The sequence below is a fragment of the Plantactinospora sp. B6F1 genome (assembly GCF_040120695.1).
GTDB lineage: Bacteria > Actinomycetota > Actinomycetes > Mycobacteriales > Micromonosporaceae > Plantactinospora.
The window spans coordinates 1-19596 of sequence record NZ_JBEEAC010000017.1; the positions used below are offsets into that span (position 1 = coordinate 1).

A 19596-nucleotide genomic window follows, 5' to 3' on the forward strand; every position below is an offset into this window, starting at 1 on the left:
GACGGCACCACACCGTACCGCGCACGCTCTCTCACAACCCGGACACGCTGCCACCGGTCACCCTCATCACCAACCCGCCGCGCCGAAACCCACCCACGATCACCGACGTGCGGAAAGCGGGGCTAGGGAAGGGCGGCGGTCAGCGGGTGGCGAGCCCGGGGCCGAGGTCGAGGCGCTGGCCGGGAAGCTGCCGGTGCACCGTGCGAGGGTCGGCGAAGACCACCCGGCTCAGGTCGTGCCCACCCGGGTCGCCGGCCAGCACCCCGGGAACCGCCGACAGCATCGCCGAGCCGGCCGGCGGCACCGTCGGCAGCGCACCCGGCCGGCCCGGCGGGAGTACCGGCGCCAGGGCGCGGAAGGCCGCGCGTACCCGGTCGGCGCGGTAGTCGGCCGGATCGTCGGTCGCCCGGAGCAGTGCTCCGCCGTGCCGCAGCGGCCGTACCTCGGCGAAGGCACCGCTGGTCCGGAGCCGCTCCGCGCCACCCAGCCCGGGCACCAACTCCCGGGGGCAGACCGTCACCCACTCGTAGCCGCGCAGGTGCGTACGGCTCTGCTCGGCCGAGGACTCCGCGGTCCGGCCGAGCGCCGCATCCAGCATCGTCGCCGGGGAGAGCAACCCGGCGTTGGCCACGATCTCGCCGTACGCCGGGTCCGTCGCGTCACCGACCAGCCCGGCCAGCTCGACCAGCGCCGGCAGCACCAGCGGCAGCCCGCCGGGCCGTCCCTCGAAGCCGATCGAGATCTGCAACCGGACGTGCCGCCCACCGGCGAATCGGGCCAGGAAGATGTCCAGCTCGGAGGCGATCGAGGTCGGCGCGACGTCGAACCACCGGGCCGAGAGCTGGGCGAAGTCCGGGGTGATCCCGTCCACCCAGCGCTCCGGGCGGCGCCGCCGCCCGCGCCCGCCGGGATTCTGCTCGAACGCGGTCAACGAGGTCGCCGGGGCGGCGGCACCGGCCGGGTGTACGAACGGCAGCAGCACCCGACACACCTCGTCGTGCCACCAGCGGGCAAGCGAACCAAGCCAGCCCGGATCCTCGACCCGGTCGAGATAGAGCAGCCAGGTGACGAAGTCCGGCTCCGGCCCGTCCTCCCCCGGCCCGGGTTGGCCGAGGCCCCCGCCGAGTAGCTGGTCGTACATCCCGCACCCTCCCGTCGCCACCGGCCAGGGTAGCCGCCCGGCGGCGCGACGGGCTCGACGGGCTCGACGGCCGTCGCGACGGGTTCAACGGCCCATCGCGTCGAGCTGGCGCAGCTCGCCCTCGCTCAGCGAGAAGCCGAACAGGTCGAAGTTCTCCCGGATCCGGGACGGCGTACCCGACTTCGGGATCACCACGATGCCGTGGTCGAGGTGCCAGTGGAGCACCACCTGGCCCGGGGTGACCCCATGGCCGCGCGCGATTTCCACGAGTACCGGTTCGTGCAGGTCGGTGGTCTTCAACGGGCTGTACCCCTCCAGCACCACACCCCGCTCCCGGTGCTCGTCGAGCCGGCGCGGATCGTGCAGCGCCGGACCCCACCTGACCTGGTTCACCGCCGGAGCCTCCTCGGTCGCCTCGATCAGCAGGTCGAGCTGGCCGGTGTGGTAGTTGCTCACCCCGACCGCCCGGGCCAGCCCTTCGTCCCGGACGGCCAGCAGTTCCCGCCAGCTCGCGATGCTGGCCCGGTCCGACGAGGGCGGCCAGTGGATCAGCCAGAGGTCGACGTACCCGGTGTCGAGCGCGGCGAGGCTCTCCGCGATGGTCTGCCGCTCCCGGCCGGCCCGCTCCGGTGGGAGCTTGGTGGTGACGAAGACGTCCTCCCGGGGTACCCCACTGTCCCGGATCGCCCGGCCCACCTCCTCCTCGTTGCCGTACATCGTGGCGGTGTCGAGGTGCCGGTAGCCGACGTCGAGCGCCTCGCGGACCGCGTCGTAGGCGTGACTGCCGCTCAGCTGCCAGGTGCCGAAGCCGAGCGTCGGCATCCGCACCTCGCTCGGCAACTGAACGGTGGGTTGGTCGATCGCAGAGGTCATGGTGGTTTCCTACCCGGACCGGCCCTGGCCATGCATTCCGACACTCGGCACCGGATCGGCGGAGAATGAACGCGTGGCTCTCACCACCCGGGCCGGTGACCGGACCGGAATTTGACAACGACGGCCTCACGGTACTAGGCGTTGAGTGGTTATGTCTCACGCCGCGAATCGGGTCCGGGCGACCGGATCGAGCGAACCAGTTGACGTACCGAAGCACCTCGACGGGGCCGACGCGGAGACCTGGCGCGAGGCGGCCGCGATCCTGGCCACCAACTGGACCGGTACCCACACGGTGCCGTCCCGCACCCTCTATCCGCACCAGTGGAGCTGGGACGCCGGCTTCATCAGCGTCGGGCTGGCCCACGTCGCGCCGGACCGGGCCTGGCGGGACCTGCGCAGCCTCTTCGAGGCGCAGTGGCCGGACGGGCGGGTTCCGCACATCGTCTTCGACCCCGGGGTCACCGAACGGGACTACTTTCCCGGCCCGGCCTTCTGGCGCGGCGACCCGCCCGGTCCCGTCGGCGGTCCGACGCACGGCGGTCCGCCCAGCCCGAGCGGCGGCCCGACGCACGGCGGGGTGGGCGCTCCGGGCAACGGTGCCCGGTCGGCCAGGCGGACCAGCGGGATCGTGCAGCCACCGGTGCACGCGATCGGCGCCTGGGAGGTCTACCGGCGGGTGCCGGACGAGGTGGCGGCGGCGGAACTGGGCTGGCTCTATCCGCGTCTCGTCGCCCAGCAGGAGTACCTGGCCACGGCCCGGGACGTCGGCGGCGCCGGCCTCGCCGCCATCGTGCATCCGTGGGAGTCGGGGTTGGACAACAGCCCGGCCTGGGACGAGGCGCTCGCCGCGGTACCGGTGGTGGCGGAGGTGCTGCGCCGGTACGCCCGCCGGGACAACCTGGTGGTTTCCTCCGACCACCGTCCCACGGACGAGGACTACGCCCGCTACCTGGTCATCGCGCTGTCGTACCGGGACGGGGGGTATCGGGACGAAGCCCTCGCGCTACGACACCCGTTCCTGGTCGAGTGCCCCGGGTTCAACACGTTGCGGGGCGCCGCCGAGCTGGCGCTGGCCCGGATAGCCGAGGTGGTCGGCGCCGACCCGGCTCCGCACCGGGACCGGGCCGCCGCGATCACCCGTCAGCTGGTGGACCGGCTCTTCGTCCCGGCCACCGGCATGTTCCACGCCCGGGACGTCCGGACCGGCCGGCACAGCCCGGCCCGGTGTGTCAACGGGCTGCTGCCGCTGGTCCTGCCGGGACTGCCGGCCGGGCACTTGACGAGCCTGGTGACCGTCCTGGAGTCGGCCCGGTTCGGGGTGGATCCCCGGATGCCGGTGCCCAGTTACGACCGCTCCGCCGTCGACTTCGACCCGTTGCGGTACTGGCGCGGCCCGGTCTGGTTCAACATCAACTGGCTGCTCCTGGCCGGGCTGCGTACGCACGGCCAGAACGGGCTGGCCGACGTGCTGCGCTCGGCCCTGCTCGACCTGGCCCGCCGCTCCGGCCACTACGAGTACTTCCACCCGGGCAGCGGTGCCGGGATCGGCTCTCCGGCGTTCAGCTGGACGGCCGCACTAACCCTCGACCTCCTCGCGGAGCCGATGGACTGAGAGGCCGAGCCGATGGGCTGAGAGGCCGAGCCGATGGGCTGAGAGGCCGAGCCGATGGGCTGAGAGCGCGGCCGTAACCCGGTCAGCCGGTCGGTGGCTCGTCCTTGCCGGCCTCCTCCATCGCGTCGGCCTCCTCCTTGGTGTGGTGCACCGCCTGGTCGGCGTGCTCCGGGGGGCCGTAGATGGTGTAGAGCACCAACGGGTTCGGGCCGGTGTTGACGAAGTTGTGCTTCCGCCCTGCCGGTACGACCACCAGGTCGCCCTGGGTCACCTTGCGGGTCTGGCCGCTGACCCGGGCCTCGCCGGTGCCGCTGACGAAGGTGAGGATCTGGTCGATGTCGTCGTGCACCTCCTCACCGATCTCGCCGCCCGGCGGGATCGTCATGATGACCAACTGGGAGTGCTTGCCGGTCCACAACACCCGGCGGAAGTCCGGGCTCTGTTCGGCGACGGTCGCGATAGTGAAGTGCTCCATGCCTCTTCCTTACCCAGAATGCGGGGCGTTGATTCGGCGCCCGCGAGGCAGGAGTGACTGCTGGGACCCCCGAACGGCCGGGCCGCCCCCTACCAGGTTCGGCCCGGCCCCGGGTTTGCTTCCGGTCGGGGTGGGAAACCCCACACACAGCCGGAACGACCGACGCGCCGTCCCGGCCGAGCCAGGTCCCCGCGGGCGTACCGCCGATGGGCTGCGTGGGCGGGAGACGGCCAGAGCGCGGCGACGCCACGTTCCACCGGCGGCGCCGCGCGCTCGTGGCCGGGTCGGCCCGGCCGGCGGCGGGTGCTCGTCGATGGAGCGGACCGGTCCCCGCGGCGCCGGGCCGCGCCGCGGGGACCGGGGGCCAGACGGTGTCGCCTGGCCCGAGCAACGCCCGGCCGGTGGCGCGCCGGCCGGCGTCGCTGGCGGGTGGTTCAGGAGGAGATGTGCAGGTGGAAGGCGCGGTCGGCGGGCACGCCCGAGCTGTTCCAGGTCTGCACGAAGACTCCGGCCGCCAGGCCGGCTCGGCCGACCACGGCGATCTCGCCGGGCGGTGAGGCCCCGAGGCTGCCGGTCAGGCCGATGGTGGCGGTGAAGGCCGAACGGGCCACGCTCTGGATGAAGACCACCTGGTACTGGCCGACGGCGAGCCGGCTGGACGAGACGACCCCGAAGCCCCGGGCGAGGGTCCCGTTCGCGTTCACGACGGCGAAGTGCCCCTGCGCGGTGGCCGGGAGTCCGGCAGCGGTGGCGGGGACGGCCGCGACGTCGATTCCGTCCGCCTCGATGCCCTCGGTGGGTGGTTGTTCGCCGATGGCGACGTCCGGCTGTTCGTCGGCTGCGGCGTGCTTGGATTCACTGGTCTCGGACATGGCGGTACTCCTTGCTGGTCGGGCCGTTCCCGGCCCGTCGACGAGGGATTGCGGGCGTGGCCACGGTGAGTGGTGCGAGCCCCGGGGGCGGTACCTGCCCAGGTCGACATTACTCTCCGTCCACATTCGATCACACTTAGTACGCCTGTCCGATCGAGGACACCCGCCCGGACCGGGCAAGAGCAGCGCCCTGGACAGCACGGCACCGAGGTAGTTCGATAGCTATCAATGGATGCCAGGCGCTGACGCAGTCGTACCCCGTACCCCCAGAAAGGCTCTCGCCATGTTCGGACGCAAGCTGCACGCCGCCGCCCTCGCCCTGGCCCTGGGCCTGGCCCTGCTGGCCGCCGCTCCCGCGCAGGCCGACCCGCTGATTCCGCTGCCGCCGCCCGGCCAACCGGTGGCCACCGACATCACCCCGACCGGTGCCAGGCTGACCTGGGCGCCGCCCGCCGGCCCGGTCTTCCGCTACTCGATGCTGCGACTGGTGGACGGTCAGTGGCAGGGCTTCTCCTCGATGCCGTTCAACACCGTCACCTTCGTGGCCCTGACGCCCGGCACCGAATACACCGTGGCGGTACGCGCCGCCGCGCTGCCCGGCTCCGGTTACTCGTTGAGTCCGCTCTCGGAACCGCTCACCTTCCACACCCCGCCGGCCGAGGAAGGCTGAGGCTTCTCGCCGCGGACGGCTGAGGCTTCTCGCCGGGGCGCGTACGGCGAGGCAGCATGGACGGGTGAACGAACCCGACGCCGAACGCTACGCCCGGCTGGCGCGGCTGCTGACCGGCGGCGACGTCGTCGTGCTCAGCGGTGCCGGGCTGTCGACCGACTCCGGGATCCCGGACTACCGAGGGCCGAGCGGGGCGCTGCGCCGGCACACCCCGATGACGTACCAGACGTTCGTCGGTGACCCGCTGGCCCGGCGCCGCTACTGGGCACGCAGCCACCTGGGCTGGCGGACCATCGCCCGGGCCGCCCCGAACGCCGGGCACCGGGCGCTCGCCGAACTCGACCGGCGCGGGCTGCTGGCCGGCATCCTGACCCAGAACGTGGACGGCCTGCACCAGGCTGGCGGGGCCCGCTCCGTGGTCGAGCTGCACGGCAGCCTGGCCCGGGTGGTCTGCCTGGGCTGTGCCGAGACCACCGACCGGCAGACGGACCCGGGGTGACGACTACGCCGAGCTGACCATCGACGCTCCGCTCGGCCGGGTACTGCCGGCGCTGGTCCGGTTCACCGCTGCGGCCCGCTCCGCCGGACCGGCGGTCCCCGGCCGGCGGTTGCGACGATGGGCGTCCGGCCCGCGAGGCTACGCCGGTGCGGCCGGCGAGCGGGTTGGAGGATCGGTCGCGGCGGCCGGCGACCTGGCGGCGAGCACCACGGCCGCGCCGAGCAGCGCCGCGCCGACCAGGCCGACCGGGCCGAGCCGGTCCCCCAGCAGCAGCGCGGCGAGCACCGCCCCGACCAGCGGCTCCAGCAGCGCCGCGGTACCGGGCCGGACGGTACGCAGCCCGCGGAAGTAGAGCAGGTACGCCACCGCGGTCGGCCCGACGCCGAGCGCGACCAGTAGCCCGAGGGCGGCGAGACCGGGCTGGAAGCCCAGCCCGACCGTGCCGGCGGCCAGGGGCACCACCAGCAGCCCGCCGAGGGTGAAGCCGTAGCCGGTGCCGGCGAGTTCGTCGAGGTCCGGCACCGGCCGGGCGCCGACCAGGGTGATCGCGGCGAATCCGGCAGCGGAGACCAGCGCCAGCAGGGTACTGAGGAGCACCACGACCGCCCCGAAGCCACCGGCCGGCAGCCCGACCAGCAGCACCAGCCCGGCCACCGCCAGGGCACAGGTTCCGGCCGTACCGCGGTCCACCCGGCGCCGGCCGGCGACCGCCTCCGCGGCGAGGACCAGCAGCGGCGCGGCACCGATGGTGACCAGGGTGGCGAGGCTGACCGAGGTCAGCGACACCGCGCCGAAGTAGCAGACCTGGTAGAGCGCGGCCAGCACCCCGAGGACGACGATCCGGGTCCAGGCCGCCCGGCCGGGCGGCGGGCGGCGTCCGGTGAGGGCGAGGAAGGCCACGATCAGGATCCCGCCGACCGCCAGCCGGTATCCGGCGACCGCGACCGGGGAGAGCCCGGTGTGCCGGCCCAGCAGGCTGCCGGTGAGTCCACCGGTACCCCACAACGTGCCGGAGATGATCAGAAACCAGAGGCCGGCACCGGACCGGTGACGCGCGGCAGCCGGTGATGCGATTGCAGCCGGTGGTGCGGAAGAGGTGTGCATGGGAGTTCGCGCTCCTGCGACGAGAGGGAAGGTGGTCGCGGAAGCGGGGCGAACCCAGGAATCACCCGACAGGAAGCAGCGCATCGGCCGGATCGGCACGATGCGCTGGGGTCGTCGCCCCGCTCAGGAGCGCGGCGGCGGGGTGATGGGGAAGCGATGGTGCACGGCTGGACTGTACCGGACCGGCACCGAGCCGCCCGCCGGCAATCCCGGCCGGCGGACGGCCCACGTCCTCGCGGGGTACGCCCGTCAGGTCGCCGGACCCTGCTCCGCGAAGCCGAACTGCACCGCGCCCTGCGCGTCGACCGCGGCGTCCAGGGCCTTGTCGTCGAGGATCTGCGCGGCCTGCGGGTCGAGGAAGACCCGCGCCCCGTTGCTGTCCACCACCTGGTCGCCCTGGGCGGGGCTCTCGGCCAGGGTGAGGTTGAGCGACCCGGCGTTGATGTCGCTGGCGATACGCAGGCCGGCGCCGTCCGGCACCTCCTGCTGCGCAGTCAGGTCCCGGATCACGAGTACGGCGTTCTCGGTCATGGTGAGCATGCAGACTCCTCGTGGATTTTCGTGTGCTCGGCCCGTACGCCCATCCAGCGGGCGCGTCCCGGGCACCCGCGTGAGGCCAACTTCGCCTTCGGACATCGCGGCGGCCATCGGTCATGTAGCCAGCCTGTTGATCGGCCCACGCGCTGCGCGGACCGGGCTGACGCCTGGGTACGGCCGGTGCACCTCGCACCCGGTCCCCCGCGCTCGCGGCGACGGGCCGTACTTGCCCTACGTTGCCGGCTCCAACCCGATTCGTCAAATGCGGTGAGCCGCCCGGCGGGACGTGTTAGAAGCTCGCCCGCCCCTGTCCAACTGGACGTTTCACCAGGTCAGCGCGGTATTCCGGCCGGTGTCGCCGATGCGTCGAGCAATCGCCGGATCTCCCGTACGGCGGACCTGCCGGCCCGGTTCGCGCCGATCGTGCTCGCCGACGGCCCGTACCCGATCAGGTGCACCCGGTCGTCGGCGACCACCCGGGTCCCGTCCATCACGATCCCGCCCCCCGGCCCGCGCAGCCGCAGCGGAGCGAGATGGTCGAGTACCGCCCGGAATCCGGTGCACCAGAGGATCACGTCGGCGGCGAAGGTGCCGCCGTCGGGCCAGACGACGCCGTCCGGGGTGATCCGGGCGAACATCGGGAGCCGGTGCAGCAGCCCGCGTTCGCGCATCCGGCGCAGCTGCTCCGTCCACACCAGACCGGTCGCGGCGACGACGCTGGCCGGCGGCAGGCCGGCGCGTACCCGGGCGTCCACCCGGGCCACCGCGGCCCGGCCCCATTCCGGGCTGTAGGCGCCCTCGACGATCACCGGCGGCCGGCGGGTGACCCAGCGGGTCTCGGCGGCGACGGTGGCGATCTCGTCGAGCAACTGGAGGGCGGAGGTGCCGCCGCCGACCACCACGACCCGGCGACCGGCGAACTCGGCCGGGCCCCGGTAGTCGGCGGTGTGCAGTTGCCGGCCGGCGAACGAGCGCTGGCCGGGATAGTACGGCCAGAACGGGCGCCGCCAGGTTCCGGTCGCGTTGACCAGTGCCCGGGCACGCCATCGGCCGGCGTCGGTCCGCACGTCCAGCCGGCCGTCGTCCCGGTCGTGCACCCCGGTCACGTTCACCGGGCGGTGCACCGGGAGGCCGAACTCACGCTCGTACGCCGCGAAGTAGCCGGCGACCACCTCGGCGGCCGGCCGGTCCGGGTCGACCTCGCCGAGCGGCCGGCCGGGCAGGTCGTGCACGCCGTGCACGGCGGACATCCGCAGGGTGGGCCAGCGGTCCCGCCAGGCGCCGCCCGGTCCGGCGCCGCCGTCCAGCAGCACGTAGCCGGTTTCCGGCGCGAATCCGCTCCTGCCCAGGAAGTAGCCGGCGGAGAGTCCGGCCTGACCGGCTCCGATCACCACGACGTCCACGTCCCGCGCGCTCATTACCGGAGTAACCCCGCCCGGCGACCGATCGGTACCGGAAACGGAGGTTTCCTTGGTCACAATCGGATGCCATCATCTAGCCATGCGGATACGTAAATTTTCGCCACGCTTGGCCGCTCGGTCGGCACTCGTCTTCATACTCACCGCCGGCACCCTCGGGATGCCGACGCTGGGGGCGGGGTCGGCCAGCGCCGCCGAGCCAGATCCGACGATGAACGACGCGGTCTTCAACCGGCCGACCGGCTCGGCCGCACAACAGAACGCGATCTTCATCCAGCTCGCCCGGATCATCGACCGGGTGCCGCCCGGCGGCGAGATTCAGATGTCCTGGTTCGGGTTCAGCGTCACCGACGTCACCGACTCGGCGACCACTCCGGACCTGCCCGGACGGCTGCTGAACGCGCACCGGCGGGGAGTGCAGGTAAAGATCATTCTGGACCACGAGCAGGTCAAGGGGCGGCCGTACCAGCGACTGCTGCCGGTGCTCGGCAGCAACGACACCGCCGGGTCGTACATCGTGCACTGCGCGGACAGGTTTCCCAGCGCCGACCGCGGCTGCATCGGCACCCGGAAGATCGACTACACGAACTCGTCGGTGACGGCCTACAACCACAACAAGTTCCTGATCGCGTCCAGCATCGTGCTCAACGACGGCTCCACGGTGTCCAACGTGGTCTTCCAGGGTTCGGCGAACCTGGGCTGGTGGGACGCGAACGAGGCCTACAACAACGGCCTGACCTTCAGTGATGCCACCATCTACCAAGCGTACCGGAAGTACTTCGAGGACCTGCGGTCGTACCGCTACAGCTCGGCCGGAAACAACAACTACTACTGGGGCACCCCGACCGGTACGGCGTACCGGGCGTACTTCTTCCCCCGGCGGGAGCGCTCCGGGCAGCCGATCAGCGACCCGGCCACCGACACCGTGGTCAACTCGCTCAACTCGGTGACCGCCTGCTTCTACGACGACAACGGCACCAGGCGGCAGACCGACGTACGGGTCAACGTGTACTCGTTCAACCGCCCCGAGGTGGCCAAGAAGCTCACCGCGCTGAGCAAGCTGGGCTGCTGGGTCGACGTCGTCTACACCGAGGCGAACGCCGGGGTGCTGAACGCGCTGGGCAGCGACATCCAACTCACCAAGTGCAACTACAACGTCGGACCGGGCCGGGACATCCGCACGCACAACAAGTACATGCTGATCGACGGAGCGTACGACGACGACATCGTGCCCCGGGTCTTCACCGGCAGCCACAACTACGCCGTCTCCGCGCTGCGCCAGGCCGACGAGGCGATGCTGCGGGTAATGGGCCGGGGCATCCACGACGACTACCTCCACGAGTTCTGGCACGTCCGGGACACCTGTCGGCAGAACGGTGGCAAGATCCGCTGACGGTACGGCACCGCGATCCCCGTGATCGGGGCAGATCAGGTCGGGCCGGAACAACCGGAACGCCGTACCCTGATCACGGGGATCACCTAGGAGGAGGTCGGCGATGAAGCTGCCGCAGGGCGTCCGGGTCACCGGACCGGTCAACGACCGCTACCAGGAGATACTCACCGGCGATGCGCTCGACTTCGTGGCCCGGCTGCACCGGTCGTTCGACGGTCGCCGCCGGGAGCTGTTGGCGCTGCGCGACGAGCGGGCGGCGGCGCTGGCCGCCGGGGGCACCCTCGACTTCCTGCCCGAGACGGCCGAGGTCCGCGCCGGTGACTGGCGGGTCGCCGACCCGGCACCCGGACTGGTCGACCGGCGGGTCGAGATCACCGGCCCGACCGACGCGAAGATGACCATCAACGCCCTCAACTCCGGCGCCAAGGTCTGGCTCGCCGACCACGAGGACGCCAACACCCCGTTCTGGCGCAACGTGATCGAGGGGCAGCTCAACCTCCGGGACGCGATCGCCCGCAAGCTGGAGCTGCGCACACCGGAGGGGAAGCACTACCGGCTGCACGACGGCGAGCTGGCGACGATCGTGGTCCGGCCGCGCGGCTGGCACCTGCCGGAGAAGCACATCCTGGTCGACGGCGAGCGCACCTCCGGCAGCCTGGTCGACTTCGGCCTCTACTTCTTCCACTGTGCCCGGCCGCAGCTCGACGCCGGCTCCGGTCCCTACTTCTACCTGCCCAAGCTGGAGAGCCACCGGGAGGCGCGGCTCTGGAACGAGGTGTTCCTGGCCGCCCAGGAGTGGCTCGGCATCCCGCGCGGCACGATCCGGGCCACCGTGCTGATCGAGACCCTGCCAGCCGCCTTCGAGATGGACGAAATACTCTACGAGCTGCGCGAGCACTCCGCCGGGCTGAACGCCGGCCGCTGGGACTACATGTTCAGCGTGATCAAGAAGTTCCGCACCCGGGGGGCGGAGTTCCTGCTCCCGGACCGGAACGCGGTGACGATGACCGCGCCGTTCATGCGGGCGTACACCGAACTGCTGGTCCGGACCTGTCACCGGCGCGGCGCGCACGCGATCGGCGGGATGGCCGCCTTCATCCCGAGCCGCCGCGACCCGCAGGTCAACGAGACCGCGCTGGCCAAGGTCCGGGAGGACAAGACCCGGGAGGCGAACGACGGCTTCGACGGCTCCTGGGTGGCCCACCCGGACCTGGTGCCGGTCTGCCGTGAGGTCTTCGACGGCGTACTCGGCGACCGGCCGCACCAGCTCGACCGGACCCGAGCCGAGGTACGGGTCAGCGCCGCCGAACTGCTCGACGTGGCCGCCACCCCCGGCGCGCCGACCGAGGCGGGACTGCGCAACGACGTCAGCGTCGGCATTCAATACCTGGCGAGCTGGCTGGCCGGCTCGGGCGCGGTCGCCATCTTCAACCTGATGGAGGACACGGCGACCGCCGAGATCTCCCGCTCCCAGGTCTGGCAGTGGCTGCACAACGACGTCACGCTGGCCGACGGCGCCCGGGTGACCCGGGAACTCGTGGAGCGGATCGCCGACGAGGAGATCGACAGGCTCGGCGGCGACCCGGGCCGGTACGCCGAGGCACGGGCCCTGTTCATGGAGGTCGCCGTGGCGGACGAGTTCGTCGACTTCCTCACCCTGCCCGCGTACGAACGGATGCCGTGACCGGGCGGCACCGACCGATGCCCGGACCGGCAGCTGACGAAAGGCCCTGACCGGCAACTGACGAAAGGCTCTGACCGGAGCGGAGACCGGAGGTCGACGGATGGCCCGACCCGAGATCGAGAGGTTGACCGGCGAGCTGCGCGACGCCCTCGGCGACGAGCAGGTGATCGACGACCGGGCCCGGCTACGGACCTACGAGTGTGACGGGCTGGCCCAGTACCGGGTCATGCCGGCGCTGGTGGTGCTGCCGCGCAGTGCCCAGGAATGCGCCCTGGTGGTCCGGGCCTGCGTCGCCGCCCGGGTGCCGTTCGTGGCCCGGGGCTCCGGCACCGGGCTCTCCGGCGGTGCGCTGCCGCACGCCGACGGGGTGCTGATCGTCACCTCCCAACTGCGGGCCATCCGGGAGGTGTCGCCGGCCGACGAACGGGCCGTGGTCGAACCGGGCGTGATCAACCTGGCCGTCACCCGGGCCGCCAGCCCGTACGGCTACTACTACGCCCCGGATCCGTCCAGCCAGCAGATCTGCTCCATCGGCGGGAACGTCGCGGAGAACTCCGGCGGGGCACACTGCCTGAAGTACGGCTTCACCACCAACCACGTGCTCGGACTGCAGGTCGTCACCCCGGACGGCGACCTCGTCCGGCTCGGCGGTGCGGCGCCGGACAGCCCCGGTTACGACCTCGTCGGCGCCTTCGTCGGCTCGGAGGGCACCCTCGGGATCGCCACCGAGGTCACCGTACGGCTGGTCCGGCTGCCGGAGACGGTGCGTACCCTGCTGGCCGCCTTCGCCAGCACGGACGCGGCCGGTGCGGCGACCTCGGCGATCATCGCCGCCGGAGTGGTGCCGGCGGCGGTCGAGATGATGGACGCGCTCGCGATCGAGGCGGCCGAGGCGGCGGTGCACTGCGGCTATCCGGCCGGCGCGGGCGCGGTGCTGATCGTCGAGCTGGACGGCCCGGCCGCCGAGGTCGAGGCGCAGTTCGCGGAGGTGGAGCGGCTCTGCCGGGCCAACGCCGCGGTCGAGATCCGGGTCGCCACCGACGACGCCGAACGGGCACTCTTCTGGAAGGGCAGGAAGTCCGCCTTCGCGGCGGTGGGCCGGATCAGCCCGGACTACATCGTGCAGGACGGGGTGATCCCGCGTACCGCCCTGCCGGAGGTGCTGCGCCGGATCGGCGAACTCGCCGCCGAGCGCGGCATCCGGGTGGCGAACGTCTTCCACGCCGGGGACGGCAACCTGCATCCGCTGGTCCTCTTCGACGACGCGGTCGACGGGCAGGCCGAGCGGGCCGAGGAACTCTCCGGCGCGATCCTCGACCTCTGCGTCGCGTACGGCGGCTCGATCACCGGGGAGCACGGCGTCGGGATGGACAAGGCGAGGTACCTGCCCCGGATGTACACCGACGACGACCTGGACACCATGCAGTTGTTGCGCTGCGCCTTCGACCCGCGCTCGCTGGCCAACCCCGGCAAGATCTTCCCCACTCCACGGCTCTGCGGCGAGGTGCCCGGCCGGCGCAAGGGTGCGCATCCGCTCCAGGAGGCCGGACTCGCGGAGGTGTTCTGACCCATGCCCCGACCCGACACCACCGCGCAACTCGACGCCCTCCGGGCCGCGATCGCCACTGCCGGCGGGGACAGCGAGACCGGCAGAAGCAACGAGACCGGCAGGGACGGCAGGGCCGGCGAGGACGGCGGCGCCGGCTCGGCGGCGGTCCGGCCGGCCGGGCCGGCGGACGCGGTCGGCGGGGTACCGGCCCGGATCGTCGCCGCTCCCGGATCGACCGCGCAGGCGGCGGCGCTGCTGCGGGCCGCCGCCGGGCTCGGGCTGAGCGTGGTCTTCCGGGGCGGCGGCAGCAGGTCGGACTGGGGCAACCCGCCGCGCGCCCTCGACCTGCTGGTGGAGACCCGGCGGCTGCGCGGCGTGGTCGAGCACGCCGCCGGCGACCTGATCGTGGTGGTCCGGGCCGGCACCCCGCTGGCCGAGCTCCAGCGCGCGCTCGCGCCGGCCGGCCAGCAGCTCGGGCTGGACGACCCGGTCGGCGGCGCCACCGTCGGCGGCGCGGTAGCGTGCAACGCCAGCGGCCCGCGCCGGATGCTCTACGGCACCGTCCGGGACCTGCTGATCGGGGTCACCCTGGTCCGCGCCGACGGGGTGGTGGCGCACGCCGGGGGTCGGGTGGTGAAGAACGTCGCCGGCTACGACCTGGGCAAACTCGTCACCGGGGCGTACGGCACCCTCGGCCTGGTCACCGAGTGCGTGTTCCGGCTGCACCCGGTGCCGGCCGCCCGGGCGTACGTCCGCTGCCGCACGGCCGGTGCCGGGACGGCCGGTGCCGAACGGGTCGGCCGGCTGCTCGGTACCGTCCTCGGGGCCCAACTCGTGCCGACCGCCCTGGAGGTCGACGCGCCACCCGGCGGCGATTACCAGACGGTGCTGCTGCTGGAGGGGACCCCGGCCGGAGTGGCCGGCCGGGCCGAGGCGGCCACCCGGCTGCTCGGCGCCGACGCGGTGCACGGCCCAGCGGCACCGCCATGGTGGGGCCGCTACCCGTGGCAGCCCGGCGACACCGGCCTCAAGCTCACGGCGGTGCTCTCCGGGGTACCCGACCTGCTGGCCACGGCCCGGGCGGCGGGTGACCGGCACGATGTGCCGATCGCGGTACGCGGCTCGGCCGGCACCGGCGTCCTCTACGCCGGCCTGCCGGCGGCGGCCGGACCGGACCGGGTGGCCCGGGTCGTCGAGGAACTGCGCGGGGCGGCCACCGAGGCCGGCGGGCACGCGGTGGTGCTGACCGCGCCGGAGCCGGTCCGCACCCGGGTGGACCTCTGGGGCCCGGTGGAGGGGTTGGAGCTGATGCGCCGGGTCAAGCGGCAGTTCGATCCCGACGCGCGGCTGGCGCCCGGACGCTTCGTGGGAGGTATCTGATGTCGACACCCGACCCGGTCCCGCCCGATCCGCCGTCGCCGGCCGGCACCCCCGACCCGCCGTCGCCGGCCGGTACCCGGCCGGCCAGCGTGCCCCGGGACGTGCTCGGGCTGCTCGGGCCGACGTCCGGCGGCCCGGCCTTCGACGGGTACCGGCCACCGCCGTCCGACGTCGTCGCCGACTGCGTGCACTGTGGATTCTGCCTGCCGACCTGCCCGACGTACCTGCTGTGGGGCGAGGAGATGGACTCGCCCCGGGGGCGGATCCACCTGATGCGGCAGGGGTTGGAGGGCGAACCGCTGCGCGACTCGATGGTGGGGCACTTCGACGCCTGCCTGGGCTGCATGGCCTGCGTCACCGCCTGCCCGTCCGGGGTGCGCTACGACATCCTGATCGAGAACACCCGGCAGCAGGTGGAGCGCCGGCATCGCCGCCCCGCCCGGGAGCGGGCGCTCCGGGCTGCCGTCTTCGCGCTCTTCCCCTACCCGGGACGGCTGCGGCTGCTGCGCGGGCCGCTGCGGGCGTACCAGGCCAGCGGGTTGCGCGCACTGGTGGCCAGGAGTGGGCTGCTGCCCCGGTTGGCGCCGACGCTGGCGACCCTGGAGTCGTTGGCTCCCCGGCTGACCCGGGCACCGAAGGCCCCCGACCGGGTGCCCGCGTACGGGCGGCGCCGGGCGGTGGTGGGGATGCTCACCGGTTGCGTGCAGAGCGCGTTCTTTCCCGGCGTGAACGCGGCAACCGCCCGGGTGCTGGCCGCCGAGGGCTGTGAGGTGGTGCTGAACCCGGCCCGGCAGGGCTGCTGCGGCGCGCTGAGCGTGCACAATGGACGATTGACGGAGGCGCGTCGGTTCGCCCGGGACCTGATCGACGCCTTCGCCGAGACCGGCATCGACTACTTCGTGGTCAACGCCGCCGGCTGCGGCTCCTCCCTCAAGGAGTACGGCGAGCTGCTCGCTGACGACCCGGCGTACGCGCAACCGGCCGCCGAGTTCGCCGCCCGGGTACGGGACCTCGCCGAACTCCTCGTCGAACTCGGCCCGGTCGCCCGTCGACACCCGTTGCCGGTCAGCGTCGCCTACCACGACGCCTGCCACCTCGGGCACGCCCAGGGGATCCGCAGCCAGCCCCGGGAGCTGCTGCGGGCCGTTCCGAAGCTGGAGTTGCGGGAGATCGCCGACCCGGAGCTGTGCTGCGGCTCGGCCGGGGTGTGGAACATCCTCAACCCCGAGCCAGCGGCCCGGCTCGGCGAACGCAAGGCCCGGGACGTGCTCGCCACCGGCGCCCAACTGCTGGTGACCGCCAATCCGGGCTGCCTGATGCAGATCGCCGCCGCGATCCCCCGACTCGGCGGTACGGCCTCGGCACGGCCGGCCGGCGCGGGTGGTATCGCCGTGGCGCACACCGCGCAGGTGCTGGACGCCTCCATCCGGCGGCTGCCCGTCGAACGGCTGCTCTCCCCCGGCTGACGGCGGTTCCGCGCCGCGTCGGCGCCCCCCGGGCGCAGGCGCCGGAGCGGACCTACGGTGGTCAGCCCTGGTAGAGCTGGCGAGCGTACTCGGTGCCGTAGTAGCGCTCCAGGTCCTCCAGCGACTCCTCGGTCTGCTGGATCCGCTTGACGATCTGGGGGTGCGGCGGCAGCGCCTCCGGATGCCAGCTCTCCGGATGCCACAGCGCCGACCGCAGGAACGCCTTGGCGCAGTGGAAGAAGATCTGTTCGATCTCGACCACCACCGCCAAGACGGGGCGGTGTCCCTTCACGATCATCTGGTCGAAGAACGGCGCGTCCCGGACCAGCCGGGCCCGGCCGTTGATCCGCAGCGTCTCGCCCCGCCCGGGGATCAGGTAGATCAACCCGACGTGCGGGTTTCCCAGGATGTTGCGGAAGCCGTCCGCGCGCCGGTTGCCCGGGCGTTCCGGGATCGCGATCGTGGTGTCGTCGAGCACCAGGGTGAAGCCGGGCGGGTCGCCCTTGGGCGAGACGTCGCAGTTGCCGGCCGGATCGGCCGTGGCCAGCAGGCAGAACGGTGAGGCCGCCAGCCACTCGCGGTCGAGCTCGTGCAGTCGTACCCGCTCCTTGGTCACCGCCCGGGGCTTCGGCTCGCCGAGCAGCTCGCGCAACTCCGCCTCGGACGTGACCTCCAGCAGACCGGCCGGTGCGACCATCTCGACCTCCCCCGTCAGATGCCTGCCCTACAGCCTACGCCCGCATCGCACGGTCATCTCCGCACGGTCATCTCCGCACGGCGGCCGTCGGGTCGACCGCTCGGGCGACCCGGCGCAGCCCCCGAGCCGCGAACCGTCGGCCCCGGACGGCGGCGTCGGCGATCGTCCGGGGTGGCGGCGCCGCCGGACCCGGCAGTCGGGGCAGTGGTATCCGGGCCTCGGTCGACTCCTCGTTGACCTCGGCGAGATAGTCCGCGAAGACGGCCCGCCAGAGCACCCGGTGCAGTAGCCGTTCGTCGCCCGGCCCGCCGCGCCCGGCAAGCAACTGCTGCCAGGAGGCGGTCACCACGGCCGGCTGGTGCGCGTCCGCCCAGACGTCCCGGTCCGCGACGATCGCGGTGATGAGGTCCCGGTCCACCGCCCTGCCCAGCCGGGGCACCCAGACCGGCGGCACCAGCCCGGCCGGACGCCGGTAGTACGGTTCGTCGCGCCACTGTGGAATCAGTCGTGTGGTGACCGCGCGGTGCAACGCGTTGTCGCGTCGTTGCGCCGGGGTGATGTCGAAGGCGGCCCGGATGAACTCGGGCACCAGCAGCGGCACGATCGTCCCGGCCCGGTCGGCCGTCGTGCCCCAGCGGCGCAGCCGTTCCGCCAGGTAGAAGTAGTCGAGCACCTTGGCGTCGCCCAGCCCGCTGACGAACGCCGTGTCCAGGGTACGGCGGATCTGCGCCGTCGAGGTGAGCCGGGCCGCGGCCGAGAGCCCCAGCCGACGTACGATCCGGCCCGCCAACCGCTCGGTGAAGGCGTCGAGCCGCTCGGGGTACCGGATCTCGGCCAACTCCGCGTGGTCCGGTGGATAGAAGTGGCCGTGTGCGATCTCGCCTGCCGCCCCGCTGATGCTGAGGTGCGGTGCCGGGGCGATTCGGCCCGGTGCCGTCGTCGGAAGGTAGCTCTCCGGTCGCAGTCCCTCCTGCAGCCGGTGCCAGGCCAGCACGTTCGGCAGCACGGGGGCCCGCAACGCCAGGCCTTCGGGCTTGGCCGGGCCGTTCGGTTTCGGACGATCGATCCGGTGGCTGACCCGCCCGGCCATCGCGGCCGGAAGCGCCGCGACGAGTCGTTCCGCGACGTCGGCCTCGCCCGGCTCGGCGCCGTTCGTCACGAACTGCACCTCCAGCCCGGCGGCCAGCACCGCCGCAGCGCAGAGCCGGGAATCCCGCCCGCCGCTGAGTCCCAGAACGACCTTGCCCGACCAGATCGGATCGAGGGACAGCGCGAGCCGACGAAGGGACTCCGCCACCTCCTCGACCCGGTCGGCCGCGAGACCGTCGCCCCGACCCTCCGCCGACCAGGTCGCCAGGGCGTCGACCACGCTGAGGGTTCGGCCCGGCCCGGCCGGGTCGTAGCCGATGGTGGCCCCGCCCGGCACGGCGTACACGTTGCTGAACGGGGTCCGGTCGCCCTGGAACCAGCCGGTGGCGGCGAACATCCGCCAGCCGTCCCGGTCCGGCTCGGCCCGGACTCCGGCGAACCGGCAGGCCGCAGCCGGTCGGTTCGACCAGACCCAGCCGCCGGGAAAGCGGAGTTCGTAGAGCCGCCCGAGCCCGATCCCGTCGGTGTGCAGCCGCAGCCGGCCCCGGGCGGGGTCGACCGAGGCCACCACGAACGGCGCGGTCAACTCGAGCACCGACGACGGGCGCTCGATCAGGGCCCTGGCCAGTGGCACCGCCGCCCGCGCGGGTTCCACGGCGCCGACGAGCCGCTGGTAGTCGACGGGCAGATAGAGGGTGGCCACCGCCAGATCGGCTTCCCGCTGCCAGGACGGCCAGCGCCACGGCGACGGATCGACGTCCCACACGTGCAGTCCGATCCGGCCGACGTCCAGGCCACTCCGCCGGGTCTCGTCGCGCCACCGGGACGTGTAGTAGTCCGTGACCCGACCGAGCCGGAGTGGCACATCGGACGCACCCTCGACACGATCGAATGCGTACGCCAGAAGCAGCTGCATGGAGGATCTCCCCGATCAGAATCGCCGCTAACCGGAAGTCGGAGATGACGGCTCGTCATCATCGCATGGGTTCCAGTAAATGTGGGGGCGATTCGATACCGTTGACGAGATGCCGATCCTGAAGAAAGGAAAATTCGGGCTTACAGAAAGGAGGATTCGGACGACTGCGGCGGGAGTGGGCCCTCGCCTCGCTTTTCGGCGACCGGGACCCCTCCGCGCAC

The 19596-nt window shown here is 72.7% G+C and carries 16 protein-coding genes and 1 pseudogene; 8 read left to right on the forward strand and 9 right to left on the reverse strand.

Annotation, left to right across the window (positions count from 1 at the left end):
- Positions 1-139: 139 nt before the first annotated feature.
- The gene (locus tag ABNF97_RS21180) at positions 140-1141 is read right to left on the reverse strand and encodes a hypothetical protein (protein WP_130464630.1); all 1002 of its coding nucleotides are present in this window, start codon (positions 1139-1141) and stop codon (positions 140-142) included.
- Between the two features lie 84 nt (positions 1142-1225).
- A complete protein-coding gene (locus ABNF97_RS21185; RefSeq protein WP_349339521.1) occupies positions 1226-2014 on the reverse strand; it encodes an aldo/keto reductase in 789 nt (262 codons plus the stop codon).
- Positions 2015-2165: 151 nt separating this feature from the next.
- On the opposite strand from ABNF97_RS21185, the gene ABNF97_RS21190 reads away from it, so the two are divergent.
- Entirely contained in the window at positions 2166-3626 is a 1461-nt protein-coding gene (locus ABNF97_RS21190) for an MGH1-like glycoside hydrolase domain-containing protein (RefSeq protein ID WP_349339522.1), read from the forward strand.
- 82 nt (positions 3627-3708) lie between these two features.
- Here the strand turns inward: ABNF97_RS21190 and ABNF97_RS21195 are convergent, their stop codons facing one another.
- Both ABNF97_RS21195 and ABNF97_RS21200 read right to left on the reverse strand, forming a co-directional pair.
- Positions 3709-4101, reverse strand: coding sequence for a cupin domain-containing protein (locus tag ABNF97_RS21195; protein WP_130464632.1), 393 nt, complete (start codon positions 4099-4101; stop codon positions 3709-3711).
- Positions 4102-4535: 434 nt separating this feature from the next.
- Positions 4536-4973: a hypothetical protein gene (locus ABNF97_RS21200; protein WP_130464633.1), complete on the reverse strand. Its 438-nt coding sequence runs from the start codon at positions 4971-4973 to the stop codon at positions 4536-4538.
- Between the two features lie 283 nt (positions 4974-5256).
- On the opposite strand from ABNF97_RS21200, the gene ABNF97_RS21205 reads away from it, so the two are divergent.
- Positions 5257-5643 (forward strand): fibronectin type III domain-containing protein, encoded by a 387-nt coding sequence (locus ABNF97_RS21205; RefSeq protein ID WP_165436847.1) that lies wholly within the window; start codon positions 5257-5259, stop codon positions 5641-5643.
- 64 nt (positions 5644-5707) lie between these two features.
- Positions 5708-6124, forward strand: a pseudogene (locus ABNF97_RS21210) (Sir2 family NAD-dependent protein deacetylase); the annotation flags it as partial.
- A gap of 156 nt (positions 6125-6280) precedes the next feature.
- Here ABNF97_RS21210 and ABNF97_RS21215 read toward each other — a convergent pair.
- From ABNF97_RS21215 to ABNF97_RS21225, 3 genes are all read right to left on the reverse strand, one after another.
- Entirely contained in the window at positions 6281-7246 is a 966-nt protein-coding gene (locus ABNF97_RS21215; RefSeq protein ID WP_502930533.1) for a DMT family transporter, read from the reverse strand.
- Between the two features lie 249 nt (positions 7247-7495).
- Positions 7496-7786 (reverse strand): adhesin, encoded by a 291-nt coding sequence (locus ABNF97_RS21220; RefSeq protein ID WP_130464636.1) that lies wholly within the window; start codon positions 7784-7786, stop codon positions 7496-7498.
- A 329-nt stretch (positions 7787-8115) separates the two neighbouring features.
- Positions 8116-9201 (reverse strand): NAD(P)-binding domain-containing protein, encoded by a 1086-nt coding sequence (locus ABNF97_RS21225; RefSeq protein ID WP_349339523.1) that lies wholly within the window; start codon positions 9199-9201, stop codon positions 8116-8118.
- Positions 9202-9310: 109 nt separating this feature from the next.
- Here ABNF97_RS21225 and ABNF97_RS21230 point away from each other — a divergent pair, with 109 nt between their 5' ends.
- The 5 genes from ABNF97_RS21230 (at position 9311) to ABNF97_RS21250 (ending at position 16673) form a co-directional block, all read left to right on the forward strand.
- Complete coding sequence (locus ABNF97_RS21230; RefSeq protein WP_349339524.1) at positions 9311-10594, forward strand: phospholipase D-like domain-containing protein; 1284 nt, start codon at positions 9311-9313, stop codon at positions 10592-10594.
- A 103-nt stretch (positions 10595-10697) separates the two neighbouring features.
- Positions 10698-12278: a malate synthase A gene (aceB, locus tag ABNF97_RS21235; protein WP_349339525.1), complete on the forward strand. Its 1581-nt coding sequence runs from the start codon at positions 10698-10700 to the stop codon at positions 12276-12278.
- 100 nt (positions 12279-12378) lie between these two features.
- Positions 12379-13845, forward strand: a complete 1467-nt coding sequence (locus ABNF97_RS21240; protein ID WP_349339526.1) for an FAD-linked oxidase C-terminal domain-containing protein — start codon at positions 12379-12381, stop codon at positions 13843-13845.
- A gap of 3 nt (positions 13846-13848) precedes the next feature.
- Positions 13849-15207: an FAD-binding oxidoreductase gene (locus ABNF97_RS21245; protein ID WP_349339527.1), complete on the forward strand. Its 1359-nt coding sequence runs from the start codon at positions 13849-13851 to the stop codon at positions 15205-15207.
- The gene (locus ABNF97_RS21250) at positions 15207-16673 is read left to right on the forward strand and encodes a (Fe-S)-binding protein (RefSeq protein WP_349339528.1); all 1467 of its coding nucleotides are present in this window, start codon (positions 15207-15209) and stop codon (positions 16671-16673) included. The genes ABNF97_RS21245 and ABNF97_RS21250 overlap by 1 nt, the downstream gene beginning before the upstream one ends.
- A 61-nt stretch (positions 16674-16734) precedes the next feature.
- Here ABNF97_RS21250 and ABNF97_RS21255 read toward each other — a convergent pair whose 3' ends face one another.
- On the reverse strand, positions 16735-17370 hold the full coding sequence (locus tag ABNF97_RS21255) for an MSMEG_1061 family FMN-dependent PPOX-type flavoprotein (protein WP_130464642.1): 636 nt from the start codon (positions 17368-17370) through the stop codon (positions 16735-16737).
- 67 nt (positions 17371-17437) lie between these two features.
- Positions 17438-19375 carry a hypothetical protein gene (locus tag ABNF97_RS21260; protein WP_130464643.1) on the reverse strand — a complete coding sequence of 646 codons (1938 nt, stop codon included), beginning with the start codon at positions 19373-19375 and terminating at the stop codon, positions 17438-17440.
- Positions 19376-19596 lie beyond the last annotated feature (221 nt).

What these genes read in the sequence shown, in the direction of transcription:
- ABNF97_RS21180 (WP_130464630.1), bottom strand. Translation starts at nt 1,141, where the DNA reads ATGTACGACCAGCTACTCGGCGGGGGCCTCGGCCAACCCGGGCCGGGG.
- ABNF97_RS21185 (WP_349339521.1), bottom strand. Translation starts at nt 2,014, where the DNA reads ATGACCTCTGCGATCGACCAACCCACCGTTCAGTTGCCGAGCGAGGTG.
- ABNF97_RS21190 (WP_349339522.1), top strand. Translation starts at nt 2,166, where the DNA reads ATGTCTCACGCCGCGAATCGGGTCCGGGCGACCGGATCGAGCGAACCA.
- ABNF97_RS21195 (WP_130464632.1), bottom strand. Translation starts at nt 4,101, where the DNA reads ATGGAGCACTTCACTATCGCGACCGTCGCCGAACAGAGCCCGGACTTC.
- ABNF97_RS21200 (WP_130464633.1), bottom strand. Translation starts at nt 4,973, where the DNA reads ATGTCCGAGACCAGTGAATCCAAGCACGCCGCAGCCGACGAACAGCCG.
- ABNF97_RS21205 (WP_165436847.1), top strand. Translation starts at nt 5,257, where the DNA reads ATGTTCGGACGCAAGCTGCACGCCGCCGCCCTCGCCCTGGCCCTGGGC.
- ABNF97_RS21215 (WP_502930533.1), bottom strand. Translation starts at nt 7,246, where the DNA reads ATGCACACCTCTTCCGCACCACCGGCTGCAATCGCATCACCGGCTGCC.
- ABNF97_RS21220 (WP_130464636.1), bottom strand. Translation starts at nt 7,786, where the DNA reads ATGCTCACCATGACCGAGAACGCCGTACTCGTGATCCGGGACCTGACT.
- ABNF97_RS21225 (WP_349339523.1), bottom strand. Translation starts at nt 9,201, where the DNA reads ATGAGCGCGCGGGACGTGGACGTCGTGGTGATCGGAGCCGGTCAGGCC.
- aceB (WP_349339525.1), top strand. Translation starts at nt 10,698, where the DNA reads ATGAAGCTGCCGCAGGGCGTCCGGGTCACCGGACCGGTCAACGACCGC.
- ABNF97_RS21240 (WP_349339526.1), top strand. Translation starts at nt 12,379, where the DNA reads ATGGCCCGACCCGAGATCGAGAGGTTGACCGGCGAGCTGCGCGACGCC.
- ABNF97_RS21245 (WP_349339527.1), top strand. Translation starts at nt 13,849, where the DNA reads ATGCCCCGACCCGACACCACCGCGCAACTCGACGCCCTCCGGGCCGCG.
- ABNF97_RS21250 (WP_349339528.1), top strand. Translation starts at nt 15,207, where the DNA reads ATGTCGACACCCGACCCGGTCCCGCCCGATCCGCCGTCGCCGGCCGGC.
- ABNF97_RS21255 (WP_130464642.1), bottom strand. Translation starts at nt 17,370, where the DNA reads ATGGTCGCACCGGCCGGTCTGCTGGAGGTCACGTCCGAGGCGGAGTTG.
- ABNF97_RS21260 (WP_130464643.1), bottom strand. Translation starts at nt 19,375, where the DNA reads ATGCAGCTGCTTCTGGCGTACGCATTCGATCGTGTCGAGGGTGCGTCC.